At 67.0% G+C, this 20,148-nt stretch carries 23 protein-coding genes; 8 read left to right on the top strand and 15 right to left on the bottom strand.

Going from position 1 to position 20,148, the window contains the following annotated elements; translation table 11 throughout:
* The first annotated feature begins 7 nt into the window (after positions 1-7).
* Complete coding sequence (locus tag AC1DEZ_RS18490; protein WP_476780323.1) at positions 8-889, top strand: alpha/beta hydrolase; 882 nt, start codon at positions 8-10, stop codon at positions 887-889.
* On the opposite strand, the gene AC1DEZ_RS18495 is transcribed toward AC1DEZ_RS18490, so the two are convergent.
* From AC1DEZ_RS18495 to AC1DEZ_RS18515, 5 genes are all read right to left on the bottom strand, one after another.
* Positions 890-1,738, bottom strand: coding sequence for a tetratricopeptide repeat protein (locus tag AC1DEZ_RS18495; RefSeq protein ID WP_476780324.1), 849 nt, complete (start codon positions 1,736-1,738; stop codon positions 890-892).
* Between the two features lie 245 nt (positions 1,739-1,983).
* Entirely contained in the window at positions 1,984-2,217 is a 234-nt protein-coding gene (gene rpsU / locus AC1DEZ_RS18500) for a 30S ribosomal protein S21 (protein ID WP_038359685.1), read from the bottom strand.
* Positions 2,218-2,386: 169 nt separating this feature from the next.
* On the bottom strand, positions 2,387-3,487 hold the full coding sequence (locus AC1DEZ_RS18505) for a 5-(carboxyamino)imidazole ribonucleotide synthase (RefSeq protein WP_476780325.1): 1,101 nt from the start codon (positions 3,485-3,487) through the stop codon (positions 2,387-2,389).
* Positions 3,484-3,984 carry a 5-(carboxyamino)imidazole ribonucleotide mutase gene (gene purE / locus AC1DEZ_RS18510; RefSeq protein WP_476780326.1) on the bottom strand — a complete coding sequence of 167 codons (501 nt, stop codon included), beginning with the start codon at positions 3,982-3,984 and terminating at the stop codon, positions 3,484-3,486. The genes AC1DEZ_RS18505 and purE overlap by 4 nt, the downstream gene beginning before the upstream one ends.
* 103 nt (positions 3,985-4,087) lie before the next feature.
* Positions 4,088-4,312: a YdcH family protein gene (locus tag AC1DEZ_RS18515; protein ID WP_476780327.1), complete on the bottom strand. Its 225-nt coding sequence runs from the start codon at positions 4,310-4,312 to the stop codon at positions 4,088-4,090.
* A gap of 223 nt (positions 4,313-4,535) precedes the next feature.
* On the opposite strand from AC1DEZ_RS18515, the gene AC1DEZ_RS18520 reads away from it, so the two are divergent.
* The 3 genes from AC1DEZ_RS18520 (at position 4,536) to AC1DEZ_RS18530 (ending at position 5,728) form a co-directional block, all read left to right on the top strand.
* Positions 4,536-4,724 (top strand): YdcH family protein, encoded by a 189-nt coding sequence (locus tag AC1DEZ_RS18520; protein WP_441472935.1) that lies wholly within the window; start codon positions 4,536-4,538, stop codon positions 4,722-4,724.
* Between the two features lie 201 nt (positions 4,725-4,925).
* Entirely contained in the window at positions 4,926-5,186 is a 261-nt protein-coding gene (locus AC1DEZ_RS18525; protein ID WP_441472934.1) for a GlsB/YeaQ/YmgE family stress response membrane protein, read from the top strand.
* Positions 5,187-5,260: 74 nt separating this feature from the next.
* On the top strand, positions 5,261-5,728 hold the full coding sequence (locus tag AC1DEZ_RS18530; protein ID WP_476780369.1) for a YidB family protein: 468 nt from the start codon (positions 5,261-5,263) through the stop codon (positions 5,726-5,728).
* 23 nt (positions 5,729-5,751) lie between these two features.
* Here AC1DEZ_RS18530 and AC1DEZ_RS18535 read toward each other — a convergent pair whose 3' ends face one another.
* Complete coding sequence (locus tag AC1DEZ_RS18535) at positions 5,752-7,380, bottom strand: acyl-CoA synthetase (protein WP_476780328.1); 1,629 nt, start codon at positions 7,378-7,380, stop codon at positions 5,752-5,754.
* A gap of 170 nt (positions 7,381-7,550) precedes the next feature.
* Positions 7,551-8,315, bottom strand: coding sequence for a sulfite exporter TauE/SafE family protein (locus AC1DEZ_RS18540; protein ID WP_476780329.1), 765 nt, complete (start codon positions 8,313-8,315; stop codon positions 7,551-7,553).
* Between the two features lie 175 nt (positions 8,316-8,490).
* On the opposite strand from AC1DEZ_RS18540, the gene AC1DEZ_RS18545 reads away from it, so the two are divergent.
* Positions 8,491-10,425: a propionyl-CoA synthetase gene (locus AC1DEZ_RS18545; protein WP_476780330.1), complete on the top strand. Its 1,935-nt coding sequence runs from the start codon at positions 8,491-8,493 to the stop codon at positions 10,423-10,425.
* A gap of 99 nt (positions 10,426-10,524) precedes the next feature.
* Here the strand turns inward: AC1DEZ_RS18545 and AC1DEZ_RS18550 are convergent, their stop codons facing one another.
* From AC1DEZ_RS18550 to AC1DEZ_RS18560, 3 genes are all read right to left on the bottom strand, one after another.
* The gene (locus AC1DEZ_RS18550; protein WP_441510307.1) at positions 10,525-11,253 is read right to left on the bottom strand and encodes a DUF1013 domain-containing protein; all 729 of its coding nucleotides are present in this window, start codon (positions 11,251-11,253) and stop codon (positions 10,525-10,527) included.
* Positions 11,254-11,425: 172 nt separating this feature from the next.
* Positions 11,426-11,893 (bottom strand): nuclear transport factor 2 family protein, encoded by a 468-nt coding sequence (locus AC1DEZ_RS18555; protein ID WP_476780331.1) that lies wholly within the window; start codon positions 11,891-11,893, stop codon positions 11,426-11,428.
* A gap of 2 nt (positions 11,894-11,895) precedes the next feature.
* Complete coding sequence (locus AC1DEZ_RS18560; RefSeq protein ID WP_476780332.1) at positions 11,896-12,894, bottom strand: NAD(P)H-quinone oxidoreductase; 999 nt, start codon at positions 12,892-12,894, stop codon at positions 11,896-11,898.
* A 95-nt stretch (positions 12,895-12,989) separates the two neighbouring features.
* Here AC1DEZ_RS18560 and AC1DEZ_RS18565 point away from each other — a divergent pair, with 95 nt between their 5' ends.
* Complete coding sequence (locus AC1DEZ_RS18565; RefSeq protein WP_441510304.1) at positions 12,990-13,190, top strand: DUF1192 domain-containing protein; 201 nt, start codon at positions 12,990-12,992, stop codon at positions 13,188-13,190.
* A 373-nt stretch (positions 13,191-13,563) separates the two neighbouring features.
* Entirely contained in the window at positions 13,564-14,094 is a 531-nt protein-coding gene (gene rcdA, locus AC1DEZ_RS18570) for a protease adaptor protein RcdA (RefSeq protein WP_441510218.1), read from the top strand.
* Positions 14,095-14,286: 192 nt separating this feature from the next.
* Here the strand turns inward: rcdA and rpmE are convergent, their stop codons facing one another.
* Positions 14,287-14,523 carry a 50S ribosomal protein L31 gene (rpmE, locus tag AC1DEZ_RS18575; protein WP_441510217.1) on the bottom strand — a complete coding sequence of 79 codons (237 nt, stop codon included), beginning with the start codon at positions 14,521-14,523 and terminating at the stop codon, positions 14,287-14,289.
* Positions 14,524-14,788: 265 nt separating this feature from the next.
* Here rpmE and AC1DEZ_RS18580 point away from each other — a divergent pair, with 265 nt between their 5' ends.
* A complete protein-coding gene (locus AC1DEZ_RS18580; RefSeq protein WP_476780333.1) occupies positions 14,789-16,567 on the top strand; it encodes an ABC transporter transmembrane domain-containing protein in 1,779 nt (592 codons plus the stop codon).
* 91 nt (positions 16,568-16,658) lie between these two features.
* Here AC1DEZ_RS18580 and AC1DEZ_RS18585 read toward each other — a convergent pair whose 3' ends face one another.
* From AC1DEZ_RS18585 to AC1DEZ_RS18600, 4 genes are all read right to left on the bottom strand, one after another.
* The gene (locus tag AC1DEZ_RS18585) at positions 16,659-17,072 is read right to left on the bottom strand and encodes an Ivy family c-type lysozyme inhibitor (protein ID WP_476780334.1); all 414 of its coding nucleotides are present in this window, start codon (positions 17,070-17,072) and stop codon (positions 16,659-16,661) included.
* 2 nt (positions 17,073-17,074) lie between these two features.
* Positions 17,075-18,091, bottom strand: a complete 1,017-nt coding sequence (locus AC1DEZ_RS18590; protein ID WP_476780335.1) for a peptidoglycan -binding protein — start codon at positions 18,089-18,091, stop codon at positions 17,075-17,077.
* A 29-nt stretch (positions 18,092-18,120) separates the two neighbouring features.
* Positions 18,121-19,131, bottom strand: a complete 1,011-nt coding sequence (locus tag AC1DEZ_RS18595; protein ID WP_476780336.1) for a flagellar motor protein MotA — start codon at positions 19,129-19,131, stop codon at positions 18,121-18,123.
* A gap of 150 nt (positions 19,132-19,281) precedes the next feature.
* On the bottom strand, positions 19,282-20,073 hold the full coding sequence (locus AC1DEZ_RS18600; RefSeq protein ID WP_441510212.1) for an inositol monophosphatase family protein: 792 nt from the start codon (positions 20,071-20,073) through the stop codon (positions 19,282-19,284).
* Positions 20,074-20,148: the final 75 nt, after the last annotated feature.

A 20,148-nucleotide genomic window follows, 5' to 3' on the forward strand; every position in this document is an offset into this window, starting at 1 on the left:
CCTCGTGATGCTCCTGCGGCTTGTGAAGTTCATCCTCGGCCTCGGCCTCGCCGGTTATCTCGGATTGCTTGGCTTGCTCTATGTCCAGCAGCGCGAGCTGATGTATCCGCGGGACCCCGTGCCGATGGACATCACCTCGGCCGGACTGGTCGCGGCTGAGGCGGCGACCATCGCGACGGCCGATGGCGAGCGGCTGATCGCCTGGATCGTGCCGCCGCGTGCCGGCAAGCCGGTCCTGCTCTACTTCCACGGCAATGCCGGCAATCTCGCACGGGCCGGCCGGGTGGCACGCTTCCGGGCGCTGACGGAGGATGGCACCGGACTCGTTGCGGTGAGCTATCGCGGCTATGGCGGCTCGACCGGCAGCCCCAGCGAAGACGGGTTGCTGCAGGATGCAAGGGCAGCCTATGGCGCTGCCGCAGACCGTTTCGGCACGGCGCGGCTCGTCGGCTACGGCGAGTCGCTGGGGAGCGGCGTGGTGCTGAAATTGGCGGCGGAGGTGCCGCTCAGTGCCATCGTGCTGGAGGCACCCTATCTCTCGACCGCCGCCGTCGCGCAGGAGCGCTATCCCTACGCCCCGGTCGGATCGTTCATGAAGGACCAATTCCGCTCGGACGAGGTCATAGGGCGGATCAAAGTGCCGCTGCTCATCATGCATGGCGAGCGGGACAAGATCATTCCCTTCACCCAGGGAAGGGCACTTTACGAACTCGCCAACCCGCCAAAGCGCTTCCTGCGCTTTCCCGATGGCGGGCACCAGGATCTGGCGCAATACGGCTCGCTTGCCGAGGTGCGACGCTTCTTCGCCGACGTCGCGGAAGGCAGGCTGGGTGGAGCTGAAACACGGATAGTGGGCGAGCCGGCCGCGAAGGCCGGCTCCGCGCCGTGATCAGCTGCGGAAGAAGCCGCCGCCGCCGAGACGGGACTGACCTGCGCGAGCCTGGGCGTTGTTGCCGTCGAGGCTGAGCGCACGCTGATAGGCCTCGGAGGCCTCGGTCTTCTTGCCGAGCTTTTCGAAGGCGAAACCGCGACCGGCCCAGGCATCGGCATTGCGATTGTCGACATTGAGCGCGGCGGTGAAATCCTCCAGCGCGGCGTCGTATTTGCCGAGCGCGTTCAGGCTCTGGCCGCGGGCGATATAGGGCGGCGCGGTGTAGGGGTTCCGGTCGATCACCGCATCGAAATCGGTGACCGCGTGCTGGTGCTGGCCTTCCTTCTGGTAGACGAGCCCGCGGGCGTGGAAGGCTTCGGCCGCTTCCGGATTGAGGCGGATCGCGGTGTTGAGGTCGGCGATGGCCTGCTGGCTGTTGCCCTGCTGGCGCAGCAGGTTGGCGCGGGCGACATAGGCCGGCCCATAATTCGGATTGGCGGTGGTGGCGCGGTTGAAATCAGCCAGCGCCGCGTCGTTGCGGCCGCTTTGGCGCAGCGCGAGGCCGCGATTGGTATAGGCGGAGGCGAGGTTCGGATCGAGCTGGACTGCCTTGGTGAAGTCCCCGATCGCGTCCGAGAAGCGGCCGACGCGGGCATAGGCCGCACCGCGAAGATTGTAGGCGCCGGGATCGTTCGGATTGCGGCTGATGACCTCTGTCAGCGAGCCGATATTGACGTTGGCATCGGCGGTATCGCGGGTGTCGAGCTCCGCGATGGCGGGCTGCGAGGAGAGGCTGGAAACGGTGTCGCATCCTGCGAGCGCAAGCGCCATGCCGGCTGCTGCCAGCCAATATCTGCCTCGGGTCATGCTCTGCCTCTTTGGTTCCGTGCTTCGCCTGCCGCGCGGCCTCCGCGCGGAAGGCTCATCCGGCACGAGGCCGGACACGGCGTCTCTGCGCTCCCCAACCGACAGCGCCTCGCGGAAGAGAACGCCTGAAACCCGCCAAAACTTGGTTAACGTGGCTGAAAAGCAAGAGCGCCCGGAGGGGGCTCCAGGCGCGTTTCACTATCGGCCCTGGGTCCTGGACGGCGCAATGGCCGCCCGGGAACCGATCAGGGGCGCTTCGGCTTCACCGGCGCGGGCAGGAGGCCTTCGCGCTGCAGCTTCTTGCGGACGAGCTTGCGGGCGCGGCGGACGGCCTCGGCCTTCTCACGCGCCTTCTTCTCGGAGGGCTTCTCGTAGTGACCGCGGAGCTTCATCTCACGGAAGATACCTTCGCGCTGCATCTTCTTCTTGAGAGCGCGGAGAGCCTGATCGACATTGTTGTCGCGAACGAGAACCTGCACGTGAAACGTCCGTCCTTAGCGGGTTGATCCAAAAATGAGGGCCGGCGACGGCACGAGGCGCATCGCTCGAAGTTTTGTGCCGATAGCAGAATTCATTTCGCCTGTCCACGCTCCAAACCCCTGAAAATCGGGGTTCGCGGCGGTTTAAGACCGGCGCTGCGCCGAATGCCTAGACACCGTCGCCGGTGATGCGCGTGACATGGCCCATCTTGCGGCCGGGGCGGGCGTCGCGCTTGCCGTAAAGATGCAGATGAGCGCCGGGCTCGGCGAGGATTTCGCGCCAGCGCAGCGCGGCATCCCCGATCAGATTCTCCATCTCGACATGGCCGCGGCGGGTGGCGGAGCCCAGCGGAAAGCCGCAGACGGCGCGGACATGCTGGTGAAACTGCGATGTCTCAGCGCCTTCGCTGGTCCAGTGCCCGGAGTTGTGGACGCGCGGGGCGATCTCGTTGACGACGACGCGCTCGCTGTCGCCCTCCTGCAGCACGAACATCTCGACGGCGAAGACGCCGACATAGCTCAGGGCCTCGCCGATGCGGCGTGCGGCATCGATGGCGGCGTCGGAAACTCCGGCGGAGAGATTCGCGGGGACGCGGGTGAAGGCGAGGATGTGGTCCCGGTGCTCGTTCTCGCAAACATCGAAGGCGGCGAAGGCGCCGTCGAGGCCGCGGGCCGCGACAACCGAGACCTCGCGGACGAAGGGCACGAAGCCTTCCAGGATCGCGGGAAAGCGGCCGATCGCTTCGTGGGCCTCGGCGAGATCGCTGCCGGGCGCGATCTTGACCTGGCCCTTGCCGTCATAGCCGAAACGCCGGGTCTTGAGCACACAGGGGCGCCCGAGTTCGGCGGCGGCAGCTTCCAGATCGGCCAGCGAATCGACGGCACGGAAGGGCGCGACGGGCAGGCCGAGATCCGCGACGAAGCTCTTCTCGGTAAGGCGGTCCTGCGTCACTGCGAGCGCGCGGGCGCCGGGATGCAGCGGGGTGCGGCCGGCGAGGAAGGCGGCGGTCGCGGCGGGAACGTTCTCGAACTCGTAAGTCACGACGTCGACCGCGGCGGCAAAGGCGGCGAGCGCGGCCTCGTCCTCATATTCGGCGACGGTGTGGCGGGCGGCGACGTCGAAAGCCGGGCTGTCCGTCTCCGGTGCGAAGATGTGGCAGCGGATGCCGAGATCGGCCGCGGCAAGCGCCATCATGCGGGCGAGCTGGCCGCCGCCGAGGATGCCGAGCATGGCACCCGGCGCAAGGCCGGTGGGAACGGGCGGGCTCATGCGTCCTCGCTGCTGGGGCGCTCGGCGATGGCGGCGCTCTGGCGGGCGCGATAGGCATCCAGCCGCTCGGCCAGCTTCGCGTCCGAAAGCGCGAGCACGGCAGCGGCGAGCAGGGCGGCATTGACGGCGCCGGCCCGGCCGATGGCGAGCGTGCCGACCGGGATGCCCGCCGGCATCTGCACGATGGAGAGCAGGCTGTCCTGCCCCGAGAGCGCCTTGGATTCGACGGGGACGCCGAAGACCGGCAGCGGCGTCAGCGACGCCGTCATGCCCGGCAGATGGGCGGCCCCGCCGGCACCGGCGATCACCACCTTGAAACCCTCGGCCTTGGCGCCCTTGGCGAAGGCGAACAGACGTTCCGGCGTGCGGTGAGCCGAGACGATGCGGGCGTCATAGGGAATGGCGAGCGCGTCGAGCGCTTCCGCTGCATGGCGCATCGTCGCCCAGTCGGACTGGCTGCCCATGATGATGGCGACGGGAGGGTTGGTCTCGGCCATGGAATGCGCTCAAGGCTCCGCCTACGGAAGCGCGCGATCTAGACCGTCCGGCGCCCGGTAAGCAAGGGCGAATCGGGTCTGCGCTGCCGGAAAAGGCATCGCGTCAGGCGATGATATCGGGCGTCAGCGCGTCCTCGATCTGAGCGATGCGGTCCTTCAGGTAAAGCTTGCGCTTCTTCAGCCGCTGCACCTGGATCTGATTGACCGAGCCGACCCGCTCCAGCGCGTCGATGGCGCTGTCGAGATCGCGGTGCTCCTCGCGCAGCCGCGCCAGCTCCGCGGTGAAGGTCTCGACCTCTTCCGGGCTGAGCTCGAATCCCATGGTCATCTCATCATCGCCGCACTTGGGCGCGACTATGCCTTCGTCGCCGCGCGCCCCGCAAGAGCGCGCGCTGCGGCACGAAGGCCGGACGGTCGTCCTATTCACGGCTTTCCGAGAAGGAGCAGGCAAAGATCACAGAATCTCATGAATGCCGTGTGACATCCCAGGGAAGACGTGAAGCCGGCTCTATGTAAGATTGAGACGTCAACCGCTCATCAGGAGGATCCAGATGTCGTTGCAAACCCGTCTTGCGGAACTTGAGCGCAAGCACCGTCAGCTCGAAGATGCGATCGCGCAGGCCGTGTTGAGCCCGTCCTCAAGCGACCTCAGCGTTGCCGAGCTGAAGCGGAAGAAGTTGCAACTGAAGGATGAGATCGAGCGCGTAAGGCAGACGATGCCGGTGCGCACCTTGCATTGAGGCCAGAGCGGGCGAGCCAGCCCGCCAAGGATTCGACGATTCCAGAGTTCGACGATGCGGATGAGCCGGCCCCCGAAAGGGGCCGGTTTTTTTGTCGATGCCGTCCTCGCACAGGGTCGTCAACAGGATGACGCAATCGCGCCGGAACATCTTGCTCAGTCAGCCGTTGAGGCCGGGCGTTCGTGCAAAGGGGAGGTAGCCTTGGGCATCGTCTGGACCATCATCATCGGCTTCATTGCCGGCGTCGTCGCCAAGTTCATCATGCCGGGATCGAACGAGCCTTCCGGGTTCGTGCTGACCACGATCCTCGGCATCGTCGGCGCCATCGTGGCGACCTATCTCGGCCAAGCGCTCGGCTGGTACGCGCCGGGCCAAGGCGCGGGGCTGATCGGCGCCGTCGTCGGCGCGATCGTCGTGCTCGTCATCTGGGGCGCCCTATCCGGCCGCAATCGTGCGGTCTGATCCACGCGTGCCTATTCCAGGACAGAGGAGTGATTGCCGTGAGTGACGACAACAGCAGCAGCGGCTTCCCGTCCATGACCGCCTTGCTCGGTCTTCTGGCCGTGGCGGGCTTCCAGAACCGCGACAAGATCGCCGAGTGGCTCGGCGGCCGCGGCCAGCCCGAGCCGGGACAGATTCCCTCGCCCGTGCCGCAACAAGGGCAGGCGCAGGCACAGCCGCAGGAGGGCGGCGGACTTCTCGGCGGCCTCGGCGGCTTGCTCGGGGCGGGCGGTGTCGGCGCGGTGCTCAACAACGGCCTGGGCGAACTGGTCGACCGCTTCAACCAGTCGGGGCAGGGCCAGAAGGCCGATTCCTGGGTGAGCCAGGGGCCGAACGAGCAGGTTGCGCCGAACGAGCTGGAACAGGCTCTCGGCCCGCAGGTCATCGATGCGATCGCCCGCCAGACCGGGCTGTCGCGCGACGATCTGCTGGCACGTCTGTCAAAGATCCTTCCAGAAGCAGTCGATCGCTACACCCCGGATGGTCGCCTGGGCCGCAGCTGACGCCGATCTACCGCGCGGGCCGGTCAGAGCGCCCGCGCCATTTCGCGAAGCCGGAATTTCTGGATCTTGCCGGTCGAGGTCTTCGGGACCTCGGCGAAAACGATCGTCCGCGGGCATTTGAACGAGGCGAGGTGCTCTTTGCACCAGGCGATGATCTCGGCCTCGGTCGCGGTCTGGCCCGGCTTCAGCTCGATGAAAGCGCAGGGCGTCTCGCCCCATTTCTCGTCCGGCTTGGCCACCACGGCCGCGGCCTGCACGGCTGGGTGCTTGTAGAGCGCGTCCTCGACCTCGATCGAGGAGATGTTCTCGCCGCCCGAGATGATGATGTCCTTGGAGCGGTCCTTGAGCTGGATGTAGCCGTCGGGATAACGCACGCCGAGGTCGCCGGTGTGGAACCAGCCCCCGGTGAAGGCGGCCCCGGTCGATTTCGAGTTCTTGAGATAGCCCTTCATCACGACATTGCCGCGCATCATCACCTCGCCGAGCGTCTGGCCGTCGCGCGGGACGGGCTGCATCGTCTCGGGATCGAGCACGTCGAGCCCTTCCAGCGCGGGGTAGCGAACGCCCTGGCGCGCCTTCTTGGCAGCCTGATCGGCGGGGGAGAGCGCGTCCCAATCGTCGTTCCATTCATTAACGACGGAAGGGCCGTAGCACTCGGTCAGCCCATAGAGATGCGTTACCTCGAATCCGGCCTGCTTCATCCCGGCGAGCACAGCCTCGGGCGGCGGCGCTGCGGCGGTGAAGAAGGACACCGTTTGCGGGAAGTCGCGGCGCTCTTCGGGCGTGGCGTTGAGCAGTGCCGACATGACGATCGGCGCGCCGCAGAGATGGGTGACGCCATGGTCGGCAAGCGCATCGTACATCGCCTTGGCGCGGACCTGCCGCAGGCAGACATGGGTGCCGGCGACGATCGAGATCGTCCAGGGGAAGCACCAGCCGTTGCAGTGGAACATCGGCAACGTCCAGAGATAGACCGGATGCCGGCCCATATTACCGGTGATGACGTTGGAGGTGGCGAGCAGGTTGGCGCCGCGGTGGTGATAGACCACGCCTTTCGGGTCGCCGGTGGTGCCGGAGGTGTAGTTGAGCGCGATGGCGTCCCATTCGTCTGACGGCATCTGCCAGGCGAAATCCGGGTCGCCGCCGGCAACAAAGTCCTCGTATTCGACGCTGCCCAGCCGTTCGCCGGGGCCGTCATAGACCGGGTCGTCATAGTCGATGACCAGCGGCTTCGCCTCGCAGAGCGCGAGCGCCTCCTTGATCGTTTTCGAGAACTCGCGGTCGCAGATCAGCACCTTGGCCTCGCCATGGTCGAGCGAGAAGGCGATGATCGCGGCGTCGAGCCTTGTGTTCAGCGTGTTGAGCACGGCGCCGGCCATCGGCACGCCGTAATGGCATTCGAGCATGGCCGGCGTGTTCGGCAGCATGGCCGCGACGGTATCGTTCTTGCCGATGCCATGCTTCGCCAGCGCGGAGGCAAGCCGGCGCGAGCGGGCATAGAACTCGGCATAGGAACGGCGCAGCGGGCCGTGGATGATCGCGGTGCGGCCCGGGAAGACCGCAGCGGCGCGCTCAAGAAAAGGAAGCGGCGTCAGCGGCTGGAAATTCGCCGGGTTGCGGTCGAGATCGGTGTCATAGGCCGAACGGGTCATCGGAAAGCCTTCCACGCAAGCGCGCCAGACTTAGCGGCTGGAGCGCCTTTGCGTAATCCATCCCTTTTTCCGATGCGGCGCAATCGCGCGGATCGGGGCGGCACGTTGCAAGCCCTCGTCCTTCGAGACGCAGGCTGCGCTTGCTCCTCAGGATGAGGGCCGACGTGGTATCAGCCGAGAAGGTGCAGGTCGCGCACGCCGTCGAAGACCAGCTTCGCGCCAACGAGCAGCAGCAGCCAGTAGACGATGCCGTAGAAGCGCTCGGCCGGAACCCGCCGGACCAGCCAGACCCCGGCAAAGGTCGCCGCGATGGCGAAAGGCAGCAGCGCGACGGAGGCCATGAGGTTCTGGCTGCTGAGCTGGCCGAGCGCGAGATAGGGGATGATCTTCACCCAGTTCATCGCGGCGAAGAAGATCGCGCCGGTACCGACGAAGACGGCGGGCGGGAGCTTCTGCGGCATGACGTAGATCTGGAAGGGCGGGCCGCCGGCATGGGCGACCATGCTGGTGAAGCCGCAGAGGAAGCCCCAGATGCCGCCCGCGCTCCAATTCGCCTTGGTGGCAGCGGCGGGCTTCGTGCCGTCGCTCAGCATGCGGCGCAACGCGAATCCGACCGAGATCAGCCCGACGGCGAGAACGACGGCCGCGTCCGAGACCTTCGCCGCCAGCAGATAGCCGAGGAGGATGCCCAGCAGCGCGCCGGGCGCCAGGGTTGCAAGATTGCGGCGGTCGAAGTCCCGCCGGTAGGACCAGACCGAGACCACGTCCTGCGCGATCAGCAGCGGCAGCATGATCGCGGCTGCCGTCACCGGCGAGACGACCAGCGCCATCAGCGGCAAGGAAAGCAGGCCGAGCCCCGAAAAGCCGCCCTTCGCCAGCCCCGTCAAGACGACGGCCGGCACCATGGCGGCGAAGAAGATGAGATCGAAGGACATGGGGTGACGCTGCGCCGCAGAGCCGAGAGGTGCAGAATGGGATGGGCGAAAGTCTTAAGTTTGCGCGCTTGCGCTGTCGGAGGGGAGTGCGCAGGATTCCCTGCAAAACCTGCCCCGCCATCGCCGGCTCGCTGTGGGGCTTTAGGATGAAACCCGGCGCAGAGGAACGCTTCCGATGAATGGCTCCCATGCGGCACCCGCCCGCCCCACTGAGGGCTATCGCGAGACCTATGCAAGTTGGCAGGCCGATCCGGATGCCTATTGGCTCGAGATCGCTGAGGGTATCGACTGGATCAAGCCGCCGCAGAAGGCATTCGACGCCTCGGCCGGCATCTATGGCCGCTGGTTCCCGGACGCGACCTGCAACACCTGCTTCAACGCGCTGGACCGGCATGTGCGCGACGGGCGCGGCGATCAGGTCGCGCTGATCTACGACAGCCCGGTGACCGGGACGAAGGCCAAATACACCTATGCCCAGATGCTGGAGGAGGTCGCGACGCTCGCGGCCGTGCTGCAGGATCTCGGCGTCGCCAAGGGCGATCGCGTCCTCATCTATATGCCGATGGTGCCGGAGGCGGCCTTCGCCATGCTGGCCTGCGCCCGCATCGGCGCCGTGCATTCGGTGGTGTTCGGCGGTTTCGCCGCCAAGGAACTCGCGACGCGCATCGACGACGCCGAGCCCAAAGTGATCCTGACAGCGACCTGCGGCATCGAGCCGACGCGCGTGGTCGAATACAAGCCGCTGCTCGACGGCGCGATCGAGATGGCCCGGCACAAGCCGCAGACCTGCGTCGTGCTGCAGCGGCCGCAGGCCGACGCCTCGATGCATGCGACGCGCGACAAGAACTGGCGCACGCTGGTGGCGGCGGCGAAGGCCGCCGGGCGCAAGGCCGATTGCGTCGAGGTTGCCGCGACCGACCCGCTCTATGTCCTCTACACCTCCGGCACGACCGGCCGGCCGAAGGGCGTCGTGCGCGACAATGGCGGGCACATGGTGGTGCTCAAGGCGACAATGGATCAGTTCTTCGACGTGAAGGCCGACGAGGTGATGTTCACCGCCTCCGATGTCGGCTGGGTCGTGGGCCACTGCTATATCGTCTATGGACCGCTGATCCAGGGCGCGACCAGTGTGCTCTACGAGGGCAAGCCGGTCGGCACGCCCGATCCCGGCGCCTTTTGGCGCGTGATCGCCGAGCATGGCGTCAAGGTGCTGTTCACCGCGCCGACCGCCTTCCGCGCCATCCGCAAGGAGGACCCCCAGGGCAAGTACCTCGCCGGCCATGACCTGTCGCGGTTCAGGGCGCTCTTCCTCGCCGGCGAGAGGGCCGACCCCGAGACGCTGAAATGGGCCGAGGAACTGCTGAAGGTGCCGGTGATCGACCATTGGTGGCAGACCGAGAGCGGCTCGCCCATCGTCGGCGATCCGATGGGTCTCGGCCTGCTGCCAGTGAAGCACGGCTCGCCGACGGTTCCGCTGCCGGGCTGGGAGGTGCAATGCCTCGATGAGGCCGGCCACCCGGTGAAACCGGGCACGATGGGCGCGATCGTGCTGAAGCTGCCGCTGCCGCCCGGCGCGCTGCCGACGCTGTGGAATGACGACGAGCGCTTCAAGCAGGCATATCTGACGGCCTATCCGGGTTACTACAACACCTCGGATGCCGGTTTCATCGACGAGGACGGTTATGTCTTCATCATGGGGCGCACCGACGACATCATCAACGTCGCCGGCCACCGGCTCTCAACCGGGGGAATGGAGGAGGTGCTGGCGGCGCATCCGGCCGTGGCGGAATGCGCGGTGGTCGGCATTCGCGACGCGCTCAAGGGCGAGCAGCCCTGCGGCTTCGTCGTGCTGAAGGCGGGCGTGAGCCAGTCGCCGGCCGAGGTCGAGAAGGAGCTGGTCGCGCTGGTGCGCGAGCGCATCGGGCCGGTGGCGGCCTTCAAGCTCGCGGTGACGGTGAACCGGCTGCCGAAGACGCGTTCCGGCAAGATCCTGCGGGCGACGATGAAGAAGATCGCCGACGGCGAGGATTATGCCGTGCCGGCGACGATCGAGGACGCTGGGGTGCTCGACGAGATCGGCGTGGTCCTGAAGGGCAGGGGGATCGGGTAGCTACCGCCGTCATTCTCGGGCGGCGCGGAGCGCTGACCCGAGAATCGTGTCGAAGAGATGCCCGGGCCAAGCCCGAGCATGACGCCGTGAGGCAGGGCCTCAGCCCTCGTCGTCCTCATCAGCCGGGCGCTTGAGCTGCTTCAGCTTGGCGAAGACGGAATCGACGTCGATCGCCGCCTCTTCCTCGCGCTTCGGCCGGCTCATATCGGCGAAGGGCTGGCTTTCGCTGCGCGCGGGCGCCGGAGCCGTGGTCTCTTCGGCGGACAGCAGGGTCGAGCCGGCTTCGGCCAGCGCGGCCGGACGGTCCTTGGCGGCGCGGGCAACCTCGAAGTCCAGGTCGATCTGCGAGCACAGGCCAAGGCTGACCGGGTCGATCGGGGTGAGCTGCTGGGCGTTCCAGTGCGTGCGGTCGCGGATCTGCGCGATGGTCGACTTGGTCGTGCCGATCAGGCGGATGACCTGCGCGTCCTTGAGCTCGGGATGGTTGCGCAGCAGCCAGAGGATGGCGTTCGGGCGATCCTGGCGCTTCGAGACCGGGGTGTAGCGCGGGCCCTTGGTGCGCTTGATCTCCGGCACCTTCACCTTGCGCTCGGCGAGACGCAGATGATGGTTCGGGTTCTTGGCGGCGCGCTCCAGCTCCTCGCGGGTGAGCTGGCCGGAGGTGATGGGATCGAGGCCCTTGATGCCGGCCGCAACCTCGCCATCGGCGATGCCACGCACCTCGAGCGGATGCAGCTTGCAGAACTCGGCGATCTGCTCGAACGTCAGAGAGGTGTTCTCGACCAGCCAGACCGCAGTGGCTTTGGGCATCAGCGGGGTTTGTGACACGGGGCGTCTCCTGGAAGGCCTTCGCGCCCGATCGGGCTCGTCAAGGCAGGGTCGCGGACAAAAGCTCTCATGCGCCGACCGGCCTCCTCGGCCGGCCATCCAAATCATCGACGATGAGCAGGATGGCGCGCCTTATAGGCGAGGGCGTGGCCAGTGTCCATGGATTTGCAGGTCATCGCGGCGGCCGCCCACACGCCGAGAGGAGGGCATCCGGGACCGGCCGGGACGGTGTCGCCTTGTCCCAGGCCTGCGCCACGATCGTCCAGGAACCGGCCTCCTTGACCAGCAGCATCATCTCAACGGTGCGGCCGGTTTCGGTGGTGTTCTCCACGGCCTCGCAGGCTGCGACTGCCACAGCGACATGGCCGAAGACGCGGATCTCGATGCCGAGCGGGCTTTCCTCGAAGGAGCGCAGGCTCGTCAGCGAGAGATCCTGCATCCGCGCGACGAACTCGGCGGGTGATTGCGGCCGGGCCGGGCGAGCGGAGGGATAGAGCACGGCGGCGTCATGGAAGTCGGCACCGAAGGCGGCCCAATCGGCGGGCGCGCCCGGCCGCCAGCTGAGGCTGGCGAACTGCCGTGCGATCAGCTCGGCAATCGCCTTTTTGTCATCGTCCGGCGTCGGCGCGTCGCTCTGCATGGCTACACCGTCAGTACGATCTTCCCGATATGGGCGCTGGACTCCATCAGACGATGGGCGTCCGCGGCCCGGGCCAGCGGGAATGTAGCATGGATCTGCGGCTTGCAGCGCCCGGCCTCGAGCAACGGCCAGACCTTCTCGTGCAGTTCGGCAGCGATGGCCGCCTTCTCGGCGACGGTGCGGGGGCGCAGCGTCGAGCCGGTATGGGTCAGGCGCTTCAGCATCAGGCGGCTGAAATTCGCTGTCGCCTTCGGGCCGTTGAGGAAGGCGATCTGGACGATGCGGCCCTGATCGGCCGCAGCCTCGTAGTTGCGGTCGATGTAATCGCCGCCGACCATGTCGAGGATGAGATCGACGCCGCGCCCACCCGTCGCGGCTTTGGACGCGGCGACGAAATCCTCGGTGCGGTAGTTGATGGCGTGATCGGCGCCGAGATCGCGACAGGCCCGGCACTTCTCGTCGGAGCCGGCGGTCGCCAGCACGGTCGCGCCGAAGGCCTTGGCGAGCTGGATCGCGGTGGTGCCGATGCCGGATGAGCCGCCATGGACGAGGAAGCTCTCGCCCGCCTGCAGCCGCCCGCGCTGGAAGACATTGGTCCAGACCGTGAAATAGGTCTCCGGGACGGCGCCGGCCTCGATAAGCGAAAAGCCCTCCGGCACAGGCAGGGCATTGTTCTCATGGACGACGGCGTATTCGGCGTAGCCGCCGCCGGGAACAAGGGCGCAGACCTGCTGGCCGACATTGAAACGCTCCGCGCCTTCGCCGCGCGCCATGACCGTGCCGGAGAATTCGAGGCCCGGAATGTCGGAGGCGCCGGGAGGAGGAGTGTAACCGCCGAGGCGTTGCAGCACATCGGGACGGTTCACGCCTGCGGCGGCGATGGCGACCAGGATCTGGCCGGGGCCGGGTTTCGGAACGGGGCGGGTCTCCGGGCGCAGGACTTCCGGGCCTCCGGGGGCGGGAATGCCGATCGCCGTCATCGTCTCGGGAATGGGGGTCATGGCCTCGTCGTCCTTCGTCATGGTGCGGCGCAGCGTGACTGTCGCCGCAAGTTGGCTAGCCTGCCGCGCGCAGTTTGAGCAGATGCGAGGCCGCCATGTCGATATTCCCGGAGGATGATCGCCCCAAACCGAAGAGCGTGCATGAGATCGGCCAGGACCTGTCGATGCTCTCGCTCGCCGAGATCGACGAGCGCATTGCCGCACTGAAGGCCGAGATCGAACGCCTGGCCGAGACGCGGGCGCGCAAGGATGCGACCCGCTCCGCGGCGGACGCGTTCTTTCGGAAACTCGCCTGAAAAAAGCGTCAAAAAGAAACGCCCGTTAAGAGGGCGTTAATGATTCCAAAGTATGAATCGCATCATCCAGTTTGTCTGGATGTCGAGTGGCTCCTGCCCACTCTGTTTGACGCCTCCCTGTTGACCTTCGAGCCGCCTTTGGCGGCTCTTTTTTTGTTCTCGCGCACCTCTGCGCCTTCTTGTGGAGAGGGGCGCTGCTTGTGCCCGGAAGGGGCCTTCGGCCTCGTTTCCGCCATAGCGGTGTAGCCTCGTTAAGGTTAACGACATCTTAGCGGCGTTCGGAAACGCGATCGGCGTTATCCTTGCCACGTCAGCGGCATGATCCGTGGCGCGTTCCAAAGGCGCACGGGCTTGTGCCGATGGGAGACACCGCATGAACGATGCCCAGCTGCTCGATCCGCCGACGGAGGAGGGCGCGCTTTCCTTTGCGCGCCGTTTCGTCCGTTCGGACGCTTTCATGCTGTTGTTTCGCGAAGGCATGGGGCTGGTCGAGCAGACCGCCGCCTATCTCGACGGGGAAGGCCGCAAGGAGGCGGCGGCGCTGCCACGCGAGATCGCTCTGACCTATGCCACCGAGAGCATGCGCCTGACGACGCGGCTGATGCAGATCGCCTCCTGGCTTCTGGTCCAGCGCGCCGTGGCCGAAGGCGAGCTCACCGCCGAGCAGGCCAGGACCGAGCACAACAAAGTCAAGATCAGCGATCCGATGATCGCGCCGGCCGAGCATGTCGTCGCACAGCTGCCGGAGCGCCTGCGTCACTTGATGGCGCATTCGCTGCGGCTGCAGACCCGCGTGCGTCATCTCGAAAACCAGATGTCCGGGATGGAAACCCGCCGCGAAGCCGGCAATCCCGTCCAGGACCAACTGGCGAGCCTCCAGGCGCGGCTCGGGCTCGCGCGGTAAGAAGGCTTTTCCGCAAGAAACGCGTCATTCGCGGAGCATCGATCCGCGAATCTCCGGCGGGAGCGCCGTCGCGTCCTGAGATGCCCGGGCCCGGTCCGGGCCCGACAGCCGGATCCCGAACGAAAAAGCCCGGCCGATGAGGCCGGGCTTTCTTGATTCAGATCAGTGACGAAAAGGCGAAACGCCTGAAAATCACTTCTTGCCGATGGTGCCCAGGCCGGCGAAGCGCGTGTTGAAGCGCGAGACGCGGCCGCCGCGGTCCAGCATATGCTGGGTGCCGCCGGTCCAGGCCGGATGGGTCTTGGGGTCGATGTCAAGGTTGAGGGTGTCCCCTTCCTTGCCGTAGGTCGAACGGGTGGCATATTCGGTGCCATCGGTCATGACGACCTTAATGGTGTGATAGTCGGGGTGGATGCCGGTCTTGGCCATGACGAAATCCTCGAAGCTTACAAAAACGGGCGCATCGACAAGCAGGCGGGCCTGCCCGGCCCGTCGAAAGAATTCGGATGAGCCTGTCGTGAAGTCGCGTGCACATATCGCAGCCACGGCTTCAGCGCAAGCTTAACCGGCAAGACGCAGGCCCCTGCGGCGATGCGTCGTTTGCCAAGCTCGCCTTCATGGGCTTCACGAAGCGAGATTGATATTGGTTGAAAGAGCGTGCGTGCGCACGCGCGAGACGAAGGAGGTTCGGCGCGTGGCCGAGGCTGACAAGAACGACAAGAAGGCGCGTCCCGACTTCCGCTCGCTCGCGACCTTCTGGCCCTATGCGCGTGCGCAGAAGGGGCGGATCGCCTTCGCGCTCGTCGCGTTGGTGATCGCGTCGCTGGCGACGCTGGTGCTGCCGATGGCGGTGCGGCGCGTCATCGATGTCGGCTTCGCCGGCGGCGAGCGGCAGCTCGCCAACAGCTATTTCATCCTGCTGATCGGCGTGGTCGCCGTGCTCGCGCTGGCGAGTTCGGCGCGCTTCTATCTCGTCATGACCATCGGCGAGCGCATCGTCTCCTCGCTGCGCGCCGATGTCTTCCGCCACCTGACGCGGCTGGAGCCGGCCTTCTTCGATTCGAGCAAGGCGGGCGACCTCGTCTCGCGACTCACCGCGGACACCACGCAGATCAAGTCCACCTTCGCCTCGACCGCCTCGATCGCGCTCCGCAACGTCATCATGACGCTGGGCGCACTCGGGCTGATGGTGGCGACGAGCCCGCGGCTATCAGCCATCGTCATCGGCGTGATCCCGCTGATCGTGATCCCGCTGGTGCTGTCGGGCCGCACGGTCCGGCGCCGGGCGCGGGCAGCGCAGGACAGGCTGGCCGACGCCTCCGCCTTTGCCGCCGAGGCTGTCGGTGCGATCCGGACGATGCAGTCCTTCGGTGCCGCCCGCCAGACCTCGGCCCGCTTCGAAGCTGCCTCCGACGGGGCCTATGCCGCCTCGCGGGAGGCGACGGCCTCACGCGCGCTGCTCTCCGGCGTCGCGATCTTCCTGGTCAGCGCCAGCGTAGTCTGCGTGCTCTGGACGGGGGCGACCGAGGTCTTCGACGGGCGGATGACGGGCGGCCGGCTCTCGCAGTTCATTCTCTATGCGGTGCTGGCGGCAAGCTCGCTCGGCCAACTGTCCGAGGTCTATGGCGACATCAGCGCTGCAGCCGGCGCCTCGGGCCGGCTCGGCGAGATCCTGGCCCTGAAGCCCGCGATAGCCGCGCCGCCACATCCCAAGCCGATGCCGGAGCCCTCGCTCGGCGAACTCGCCTTCGAGAACGTCTCGTTCAGCTATCCCAGCCGGCTCGGCCCGGCGCTGTCGAATCTGAGCTTCTCCGTGCGGCCGGGCGAGCGCGTGGCGCTGGTCGGGCCGTCCGGCGCCGGCAAGAGCACGGTGCTGCAGCTCGCGCTGCGCTTCTACGATCCGCAGGACGGGCGCGTCGTCGTCGACGGCGTCGCCGGCCCCGAGGCCGATCCGGAGATCTGGCGCGAGCGTTTTGCGCTGGTTCCGCAGGAGCCGACCGTCTTCGGCGTCTCGGTTCGGGACAACATCGCCTATGGCCGTCCCGACGCCTCGCGGGAGGAGGTCGAGGCGGCGGCGCGGCTTGCGGCGGCCGAAGAGTTCATTCGGGCGCTGCCGCAGGGCTACGACACGGTCGTCGGCGAGCGCGGCGTCACGCTGTCGGGTGGGCAACGCCAGCGTCTCGCCATCGCGCGGGCGATCCTCAAGGATGCGCCGATCCTGCTGCTCGACGAGGCGACGAGCGCGCTCGATTCGGAAAGCGAAAGGGCGGTTCAGGATGCGCTCGACCGGCTGATGCTGGGGCGCACGACCCTGGTCGTGGCGCATCGTCTGGCGACTATCCTCTCGGCCGATCGAATCCTCGTCATGGAAGACGGTCGCATCGTCGAGGAAGGCACGCATGCCGAGCTCAAGGCACGCGGCGGGCTCTATGCCCGACTGGCGGCGCTGCAGTTCGGGCTCGAGGTGGCCTAGGATAGAGGAAGACAACAGCCGTCATTCCGGCCGCGCGAAGCGCGCCGCTAAAGCGGCTTGTCCGGAATGACGGGCCGTCTATGAAGCCGAGCTAGGGCCCCACCAGCGCGCGCTGCTGTGCCTCGCTGGGTTGGCCGAAGAAACGGATATGGCCGGGCTGGATGAGGACGCCGAGCGCCTCGCTGCCATCGGGCGAGAACAGCGCATAGAACCGGTTGTCGCCGCAATCGTGGCGCTTGCAGGTGTCGACGCGCTCGAAGGTTTGGTCGCCGACCGTGACGATCGTGCTGGGGCCGCCAGGACCGCTCAGCTTGTCAGCCCTGAGCCAGGATTCGCGCGGGCCGAGCTTGCCGACCATGTGCGTCCAGGTCTCGCGATAGGTCGGCTGCTTCAGCATGTCGTGGAGATAGCGCCCGCCGCCGTCGGGCGACTGGGCGGAAGCCGGGGCCGCCAGCATCAGCGCGAGTGCCCCGGCGATTGCGAGAGAGCGGCGCCTGACGGACATGCTCAGCGCTCCGTGATCTTGAACTCGATACGGCGGTTGCGGCGGTGTGCTTCGTCGGTGTTGGCGACGTCGAGCGGCTGATACTCGCCGAAGCCGGTGGCGGCGACACGGTCCGTCGGCAGGCCGCGCGAGATCAGGTATTCGACCACGGCGATGGCGCGGCCCGAGGAGAGATGCCAGTTCGAGGGGAACTGGGCGGTCTTGATCGGGCGGTTGTCGGTGTGACCGTCGACGCGCAGGATCCAGGGCAGGTCGGGCGGCATCTCGTTGCCGAGATCGAGCAGGATGGTGGCGAGCTTGTCGAGCTCGACCTTGCCCTCGGGCTTCAGCACGGCCTGGCCGGCATCGAAGAAGACTTCCGATTGAAAGACGAAGCGGTCGCCGACGACGCGGATGTCAGGCCTTGTGCCGAGCACCTGCCGCAGACGTCCGAAGAAGTCCGAGCGATAGCGCGCAAGCTCCTGGACGCGCTGAGCGAGGGCGACGTTGAGCCGCGAGCCGAGCTCCGAAATGCGCGTCTGCGATTCCTTGTCCTTGGCTTCCGAAGCGGCCAGCGCCTCTTCCAGTGCGGCGAGCTGGCGGCGCATGGCGAGGATCTGCTGGTTGACGAGATCGACCGTCGACTGGGCGCGGGCGGAGAGCTGCTTTTCGGCGTCCAGCGCCTTCTGCGCCTCTGCGAGCTGGACCGGGGCGGCATTGTTCTGGGTGGCGAGCTGGCCCTGCAGGCGACCGCGCTCGTCCTGCTCGCGCGTCAGGGTCGATTGCATGAGCTGCAGGTTCTCCTGCGCCTGCCGGTTCGAGGAACGCTCCAGCGCCAGCAGATCGGTGAGTTCGGAGATCTGCCTGTTGAGCCGCTCCAGCGCGGTGTCCTTGCCGGTGAGCTCCTGCGAGAGAAAGAACTGGCCGAGGACGAAGACGGTGAGCAGGAAGACGATGCCGATCAGCATCGTCGAGAGCGCGTCGACGAAGCCGGGCCAGAAATTCAATTCCTCGCGGCGATGGGCGCGGGAGAGGGCCATGGATCAGGTTCCTGAGGTGCCGGCGGCGATCATGGCTCGGTGATCTGGTCAGCCGTAAGGCGTTCGATCAGTCGCTTCAGATCCTTCTCGCGCGTGGCCTGCGCCTCCACCCAGTCGCGGATCATCTGCTGCTCGGAGCGCATATGCTGGACGAGGCCCTGGATGCCCTCGGCGAGGTTGGCGAGCGCCTGGGTCGCCGCGCGATTGTTCGAGGCGCCGTCTGCCATCGCGGCGCTCAGCCTTTCGAAGCGGTCGGCCAAAGGGTCGCCCGCGGCGAGCAGGGGCACGATGGTTTCCGGTGTTGCGGTACGGGTGCCGAGCCAGCTTTCGAGCTCGTTGCGGAAGCGGCGCTGCGCCTGCCCCACCTGAAGATCGAGGAAACCGAGAATCAGCGAGCCGGCGATGCCGAAGAGCGATGACGAGAAAGACAGGCCCATGCCGGCGAGCGGGGCGGAGAGCCCGGCCTTCAGCTCGTCGAAGAGCACTCCGGCTTCGGCGCCCGTGCGCAGCGACTTGATGACGGTTCCGACCGAGCCCACCGTGTCGAGCAGGCCCCAGAAGGTGCCGAGCAGGCCGAGGAAGACGAGCAGCCCGGCGAGGTAACGCAGCACCTCGCGCCCGTCGTCGAGCCTGACCGCGACCGATTCGAGGGCCGAGACGGCCTGGGTGGGGGCGAGCGTTCCGCGATCGAGCGCGGCGAGGAGGGAGCCGAACGGCGCGATGACGTCGCTACGCCGGACCTGCGCCGAGGCGGGAGCGGCGGCAAGCCGCGTGGCGGCGCGGGCCTCGCTCTGGAGACGCCAGAGCTCGCGCAACGCGATGAGCACGCCGACGAACAGCGCGCCGACAATGAGGCCGTTCAGCCCCGGATTGGTCATGAAGGCCTGTTTCAGGCCGTTCTGAAGAATGAAGCCGAGGAAGCCGATCAGGGCGAGAAACAGGACCGCACGGACGATGTAGCGAAGCGGGCGCGAGAAACGGGTCTCCGTACGCAGGGGTGCGGCCGTCACCGGCTCGGCCGCGAAATCCTCGTTCGCCATTCGTCGTCTTCCGTTCGCCTCGGAGTGCGGGGAGGACTGTCGCCTTCCCCGCCGCCGGGATCAAGCACGAAAGAGCTACAGTTCTGTCTCAAAGCCGGTTTGACGAAGTCCCGGCGCCCGGGACGAGCGCCGGCGTGCCCGGGAAGCCGCTCAGGCGGTCGCCGTCTTAAGCGCCGCGGCAAGCGCGCGCTCGCCGGCCTCGTTGCCGCAGATGATATCCTTCGCACTGGTCACCGGCTTGCCGTCGAGCGTGCCGAAGGTGCCGCCGGCTTCGCGGATGAGCACGGCGCCCGCGGCGAAATCCCAGGTGTTGAGGCCGCGCTCCCAATAGGCATCCATGCGGCCGGCCGCGACATAGGCGATGTCGAGCGCGGCCGAGCCCATGCGGCGGACATTGGCGAAGCGCGGCATCACGGCGGCGAGCTCGCGCAGGAACTGGCCGTGGCCGCCCTTGCCGATATGCGGGATGCCGGTGCCGATCAGCATGTCGGCCGGCTCGTTGCGGCCGGAGACGCGCAGGCGGCGGTTGTTGACGAAGGCGCCCTTGCCCTTCTCGGCCATGAACATCTCGTCCTTGGCGGCGTCATAGATCACACCGGCGATGAACTGGTTGTCGCGCTCCAGCGCGACCGAGATGTTCCAGTGCGGGATGCCGCGCAGGAAGTTGTGGGTGCCGTCGAGCGGATCGATATGCCAGCGGTTGCTCTCGTCGGTGCCGTGGACGACGCCGCTCTCCTCCATAACGAAGCCATAGCCGGGGCGGGCCTTCTCCAGCGACTCGCGCAGGATCTCCTCGGCCTTGTGGTCGGCCTTGGAGACGAAGTCGCCCGGGCCCTTGGCGAGCACCTGCAGGTTCTCGACCTCGCCGAAGTCGCGCTTCAGCGAACGGGACGCCTTCATCACGGCGTCGGTCATCACGGTCATCAGGGGGGAGCGGATCATCGGAAACCTCTTGCGCGCCGCGAAGGCGCGGTGAGCCAGCAGCGCTGGTGATGCGCCCGGCAGGAATAGCGTACC

Source organism: Allobosea sp. 10L422, assembly GCF_056395345.1.

What these genes read in the sequence shown, in the direction of transcription:
- AC1DEZ_RS18490 (WP_476780323.1), top strand. Translation starts at nt 8, where the DNA reads ATGCTCCTGCGGCTTGTGAAGTTCATCCTCGGCCTCGGCCTCGCCGGT.
- AC1DEZ_RS18495 (WP_476780324.1), bottom strand. Translation starts at nt 1,738, where the DNA reads ATGACCCGAGGCAGATATTGGCTGGCAGCAGCCGGCATGGCGCTTGCG.
- AC1DEZ_RS18505 (WP_476780325.1), bottom strand. Translation starts at nt 3,487, where the DNA reads ATGAGCCCGCCCGTTCCCACCGGCCTTGCGCCGGGTGCCATGCTCGGC.
- purE (WP_476780326.1), bottom strand. Translation starts at nt 3,984, where the DNA reads ATGGCCGAGACCAACCCTCCCGTCGCCATCATCATGGGCAGCCAGTCC.
- AC1DEZ_RS18515 (WP_476780327.1), bottom strand. Translation starts at nt 4,312, where the DNA reads ATGACCATGGGATTCGAGCTCAGCCCGGAAGAGGTCGAGACCTTCACC.
- AC1DEZ_RS18520 (WP_441472935.1), top strand. Translation starts at nt 4,536, where the DNA reads ATGTCGTTGCAAACCCGTCTTGCGGAACTTGAGCGCAAGCACCGTCAG.
- AC1DEZ_RS18530 (WP_476780369.1), top strand. Translation starts at nt 5,261, where the DNA reads ATGACCGCCTTGCTCGGTCTTCTGGCCGTGGCGGGCTTCCAGAACCGC.
- AC1DEZ_RS18535 (WP_476780328.1), bottom strand. Translation starts at nt 7,380, where the DNA reads ATGACCCGTTCGGCCTATGACACCGATCTCGACCGCAACCCGGCGAAT.
- AC1DEZ_RS18540 (WP_476780329.1), bottom strand. Translation starts at nt 8,315, where the DNA reads ATGTCCTTCGATCTCATCTTCTTCGCCGCCATGGTGCCGGCCGTCGTC.
- AC1DEZ_RS18545 (WP_476780330.1), top strand. Translation starts at nt 8,491, where the DNA reads ATGAATGGCTCCCATGCGGCACCCGCCCGCCCCACTGAGGGCTATCGC.
- AC1DEZ_RS18555 (WP_476780331.1), bottom strand. Translation starts at nt 11,893, where the DNA reads ATGCAGAGCGACGCGCCGACGCCGGACGATGACAAAAAGGCGATTGCC.
- AC1DEZ_RS18560 (WP_476780332.1), bottom strand. Translation starts at nt 12,894, where the DNA reads ATGACCCCCATTCCCGAGACGATGACGGCGATCGGCATTCCCGCCCCC.
- AC1DEZ_RS18565 (WP_441510304.1), top strand. Translation starts at nt 12,990, where the DNA reads ATGTCGATATTCCCGGAGGATGATCGCCCCAAACCGAAGAGCGTGCAT.
- rcdA (WP_441510218.1), top strand. Translation starts at nt 13,564, where the DNA reads ATGAACGATGCCCAGCTGCTCGATCCGCCGACGGAGGAGGGCGCGCTT.
- rpmE (WP_441510217.1), bottom strand. Translation starts at nt 14,523, where the DNA reads ATGGCCAAGACCGGCATCCACCCCGACTATCACACCATTAAGGTCGTC.
- AC1DEZ_RS18585 (WP_476780334.1), bottom strand. Translation starts at nt 17,072, where the DNA reads ATGTCCGTCAGGCGCCGCTCTCTCGCAATCGCCGGGGCACTCGCGCTG.
- AC1DEZ_RS18590 (WP_476780335.1), bottom strand. Translation starts at nt 18,091, where the DNA reads ATGGCCCTCTCCCGCGCCCATCGCCGCGAGGAATTGAATTTCTGGCCC.
- AC1DEZ_RS18595 (WP_476780336.1), bottom strand. Translation starts at nt 19,131, where the DNA reads ATGGCGAACGAGGATTTCGCGGCCGAGCCGGTGACGGCCGCACCCCTG.
- AC1DEZ_RS18600 (WP_441510212.1), bottom strand. Translation starts at nt 20,073, where the DNA reads ATGATCCGCTCCCCCCTGATGACCGTGATGACCGACGCCGTGATGAAG.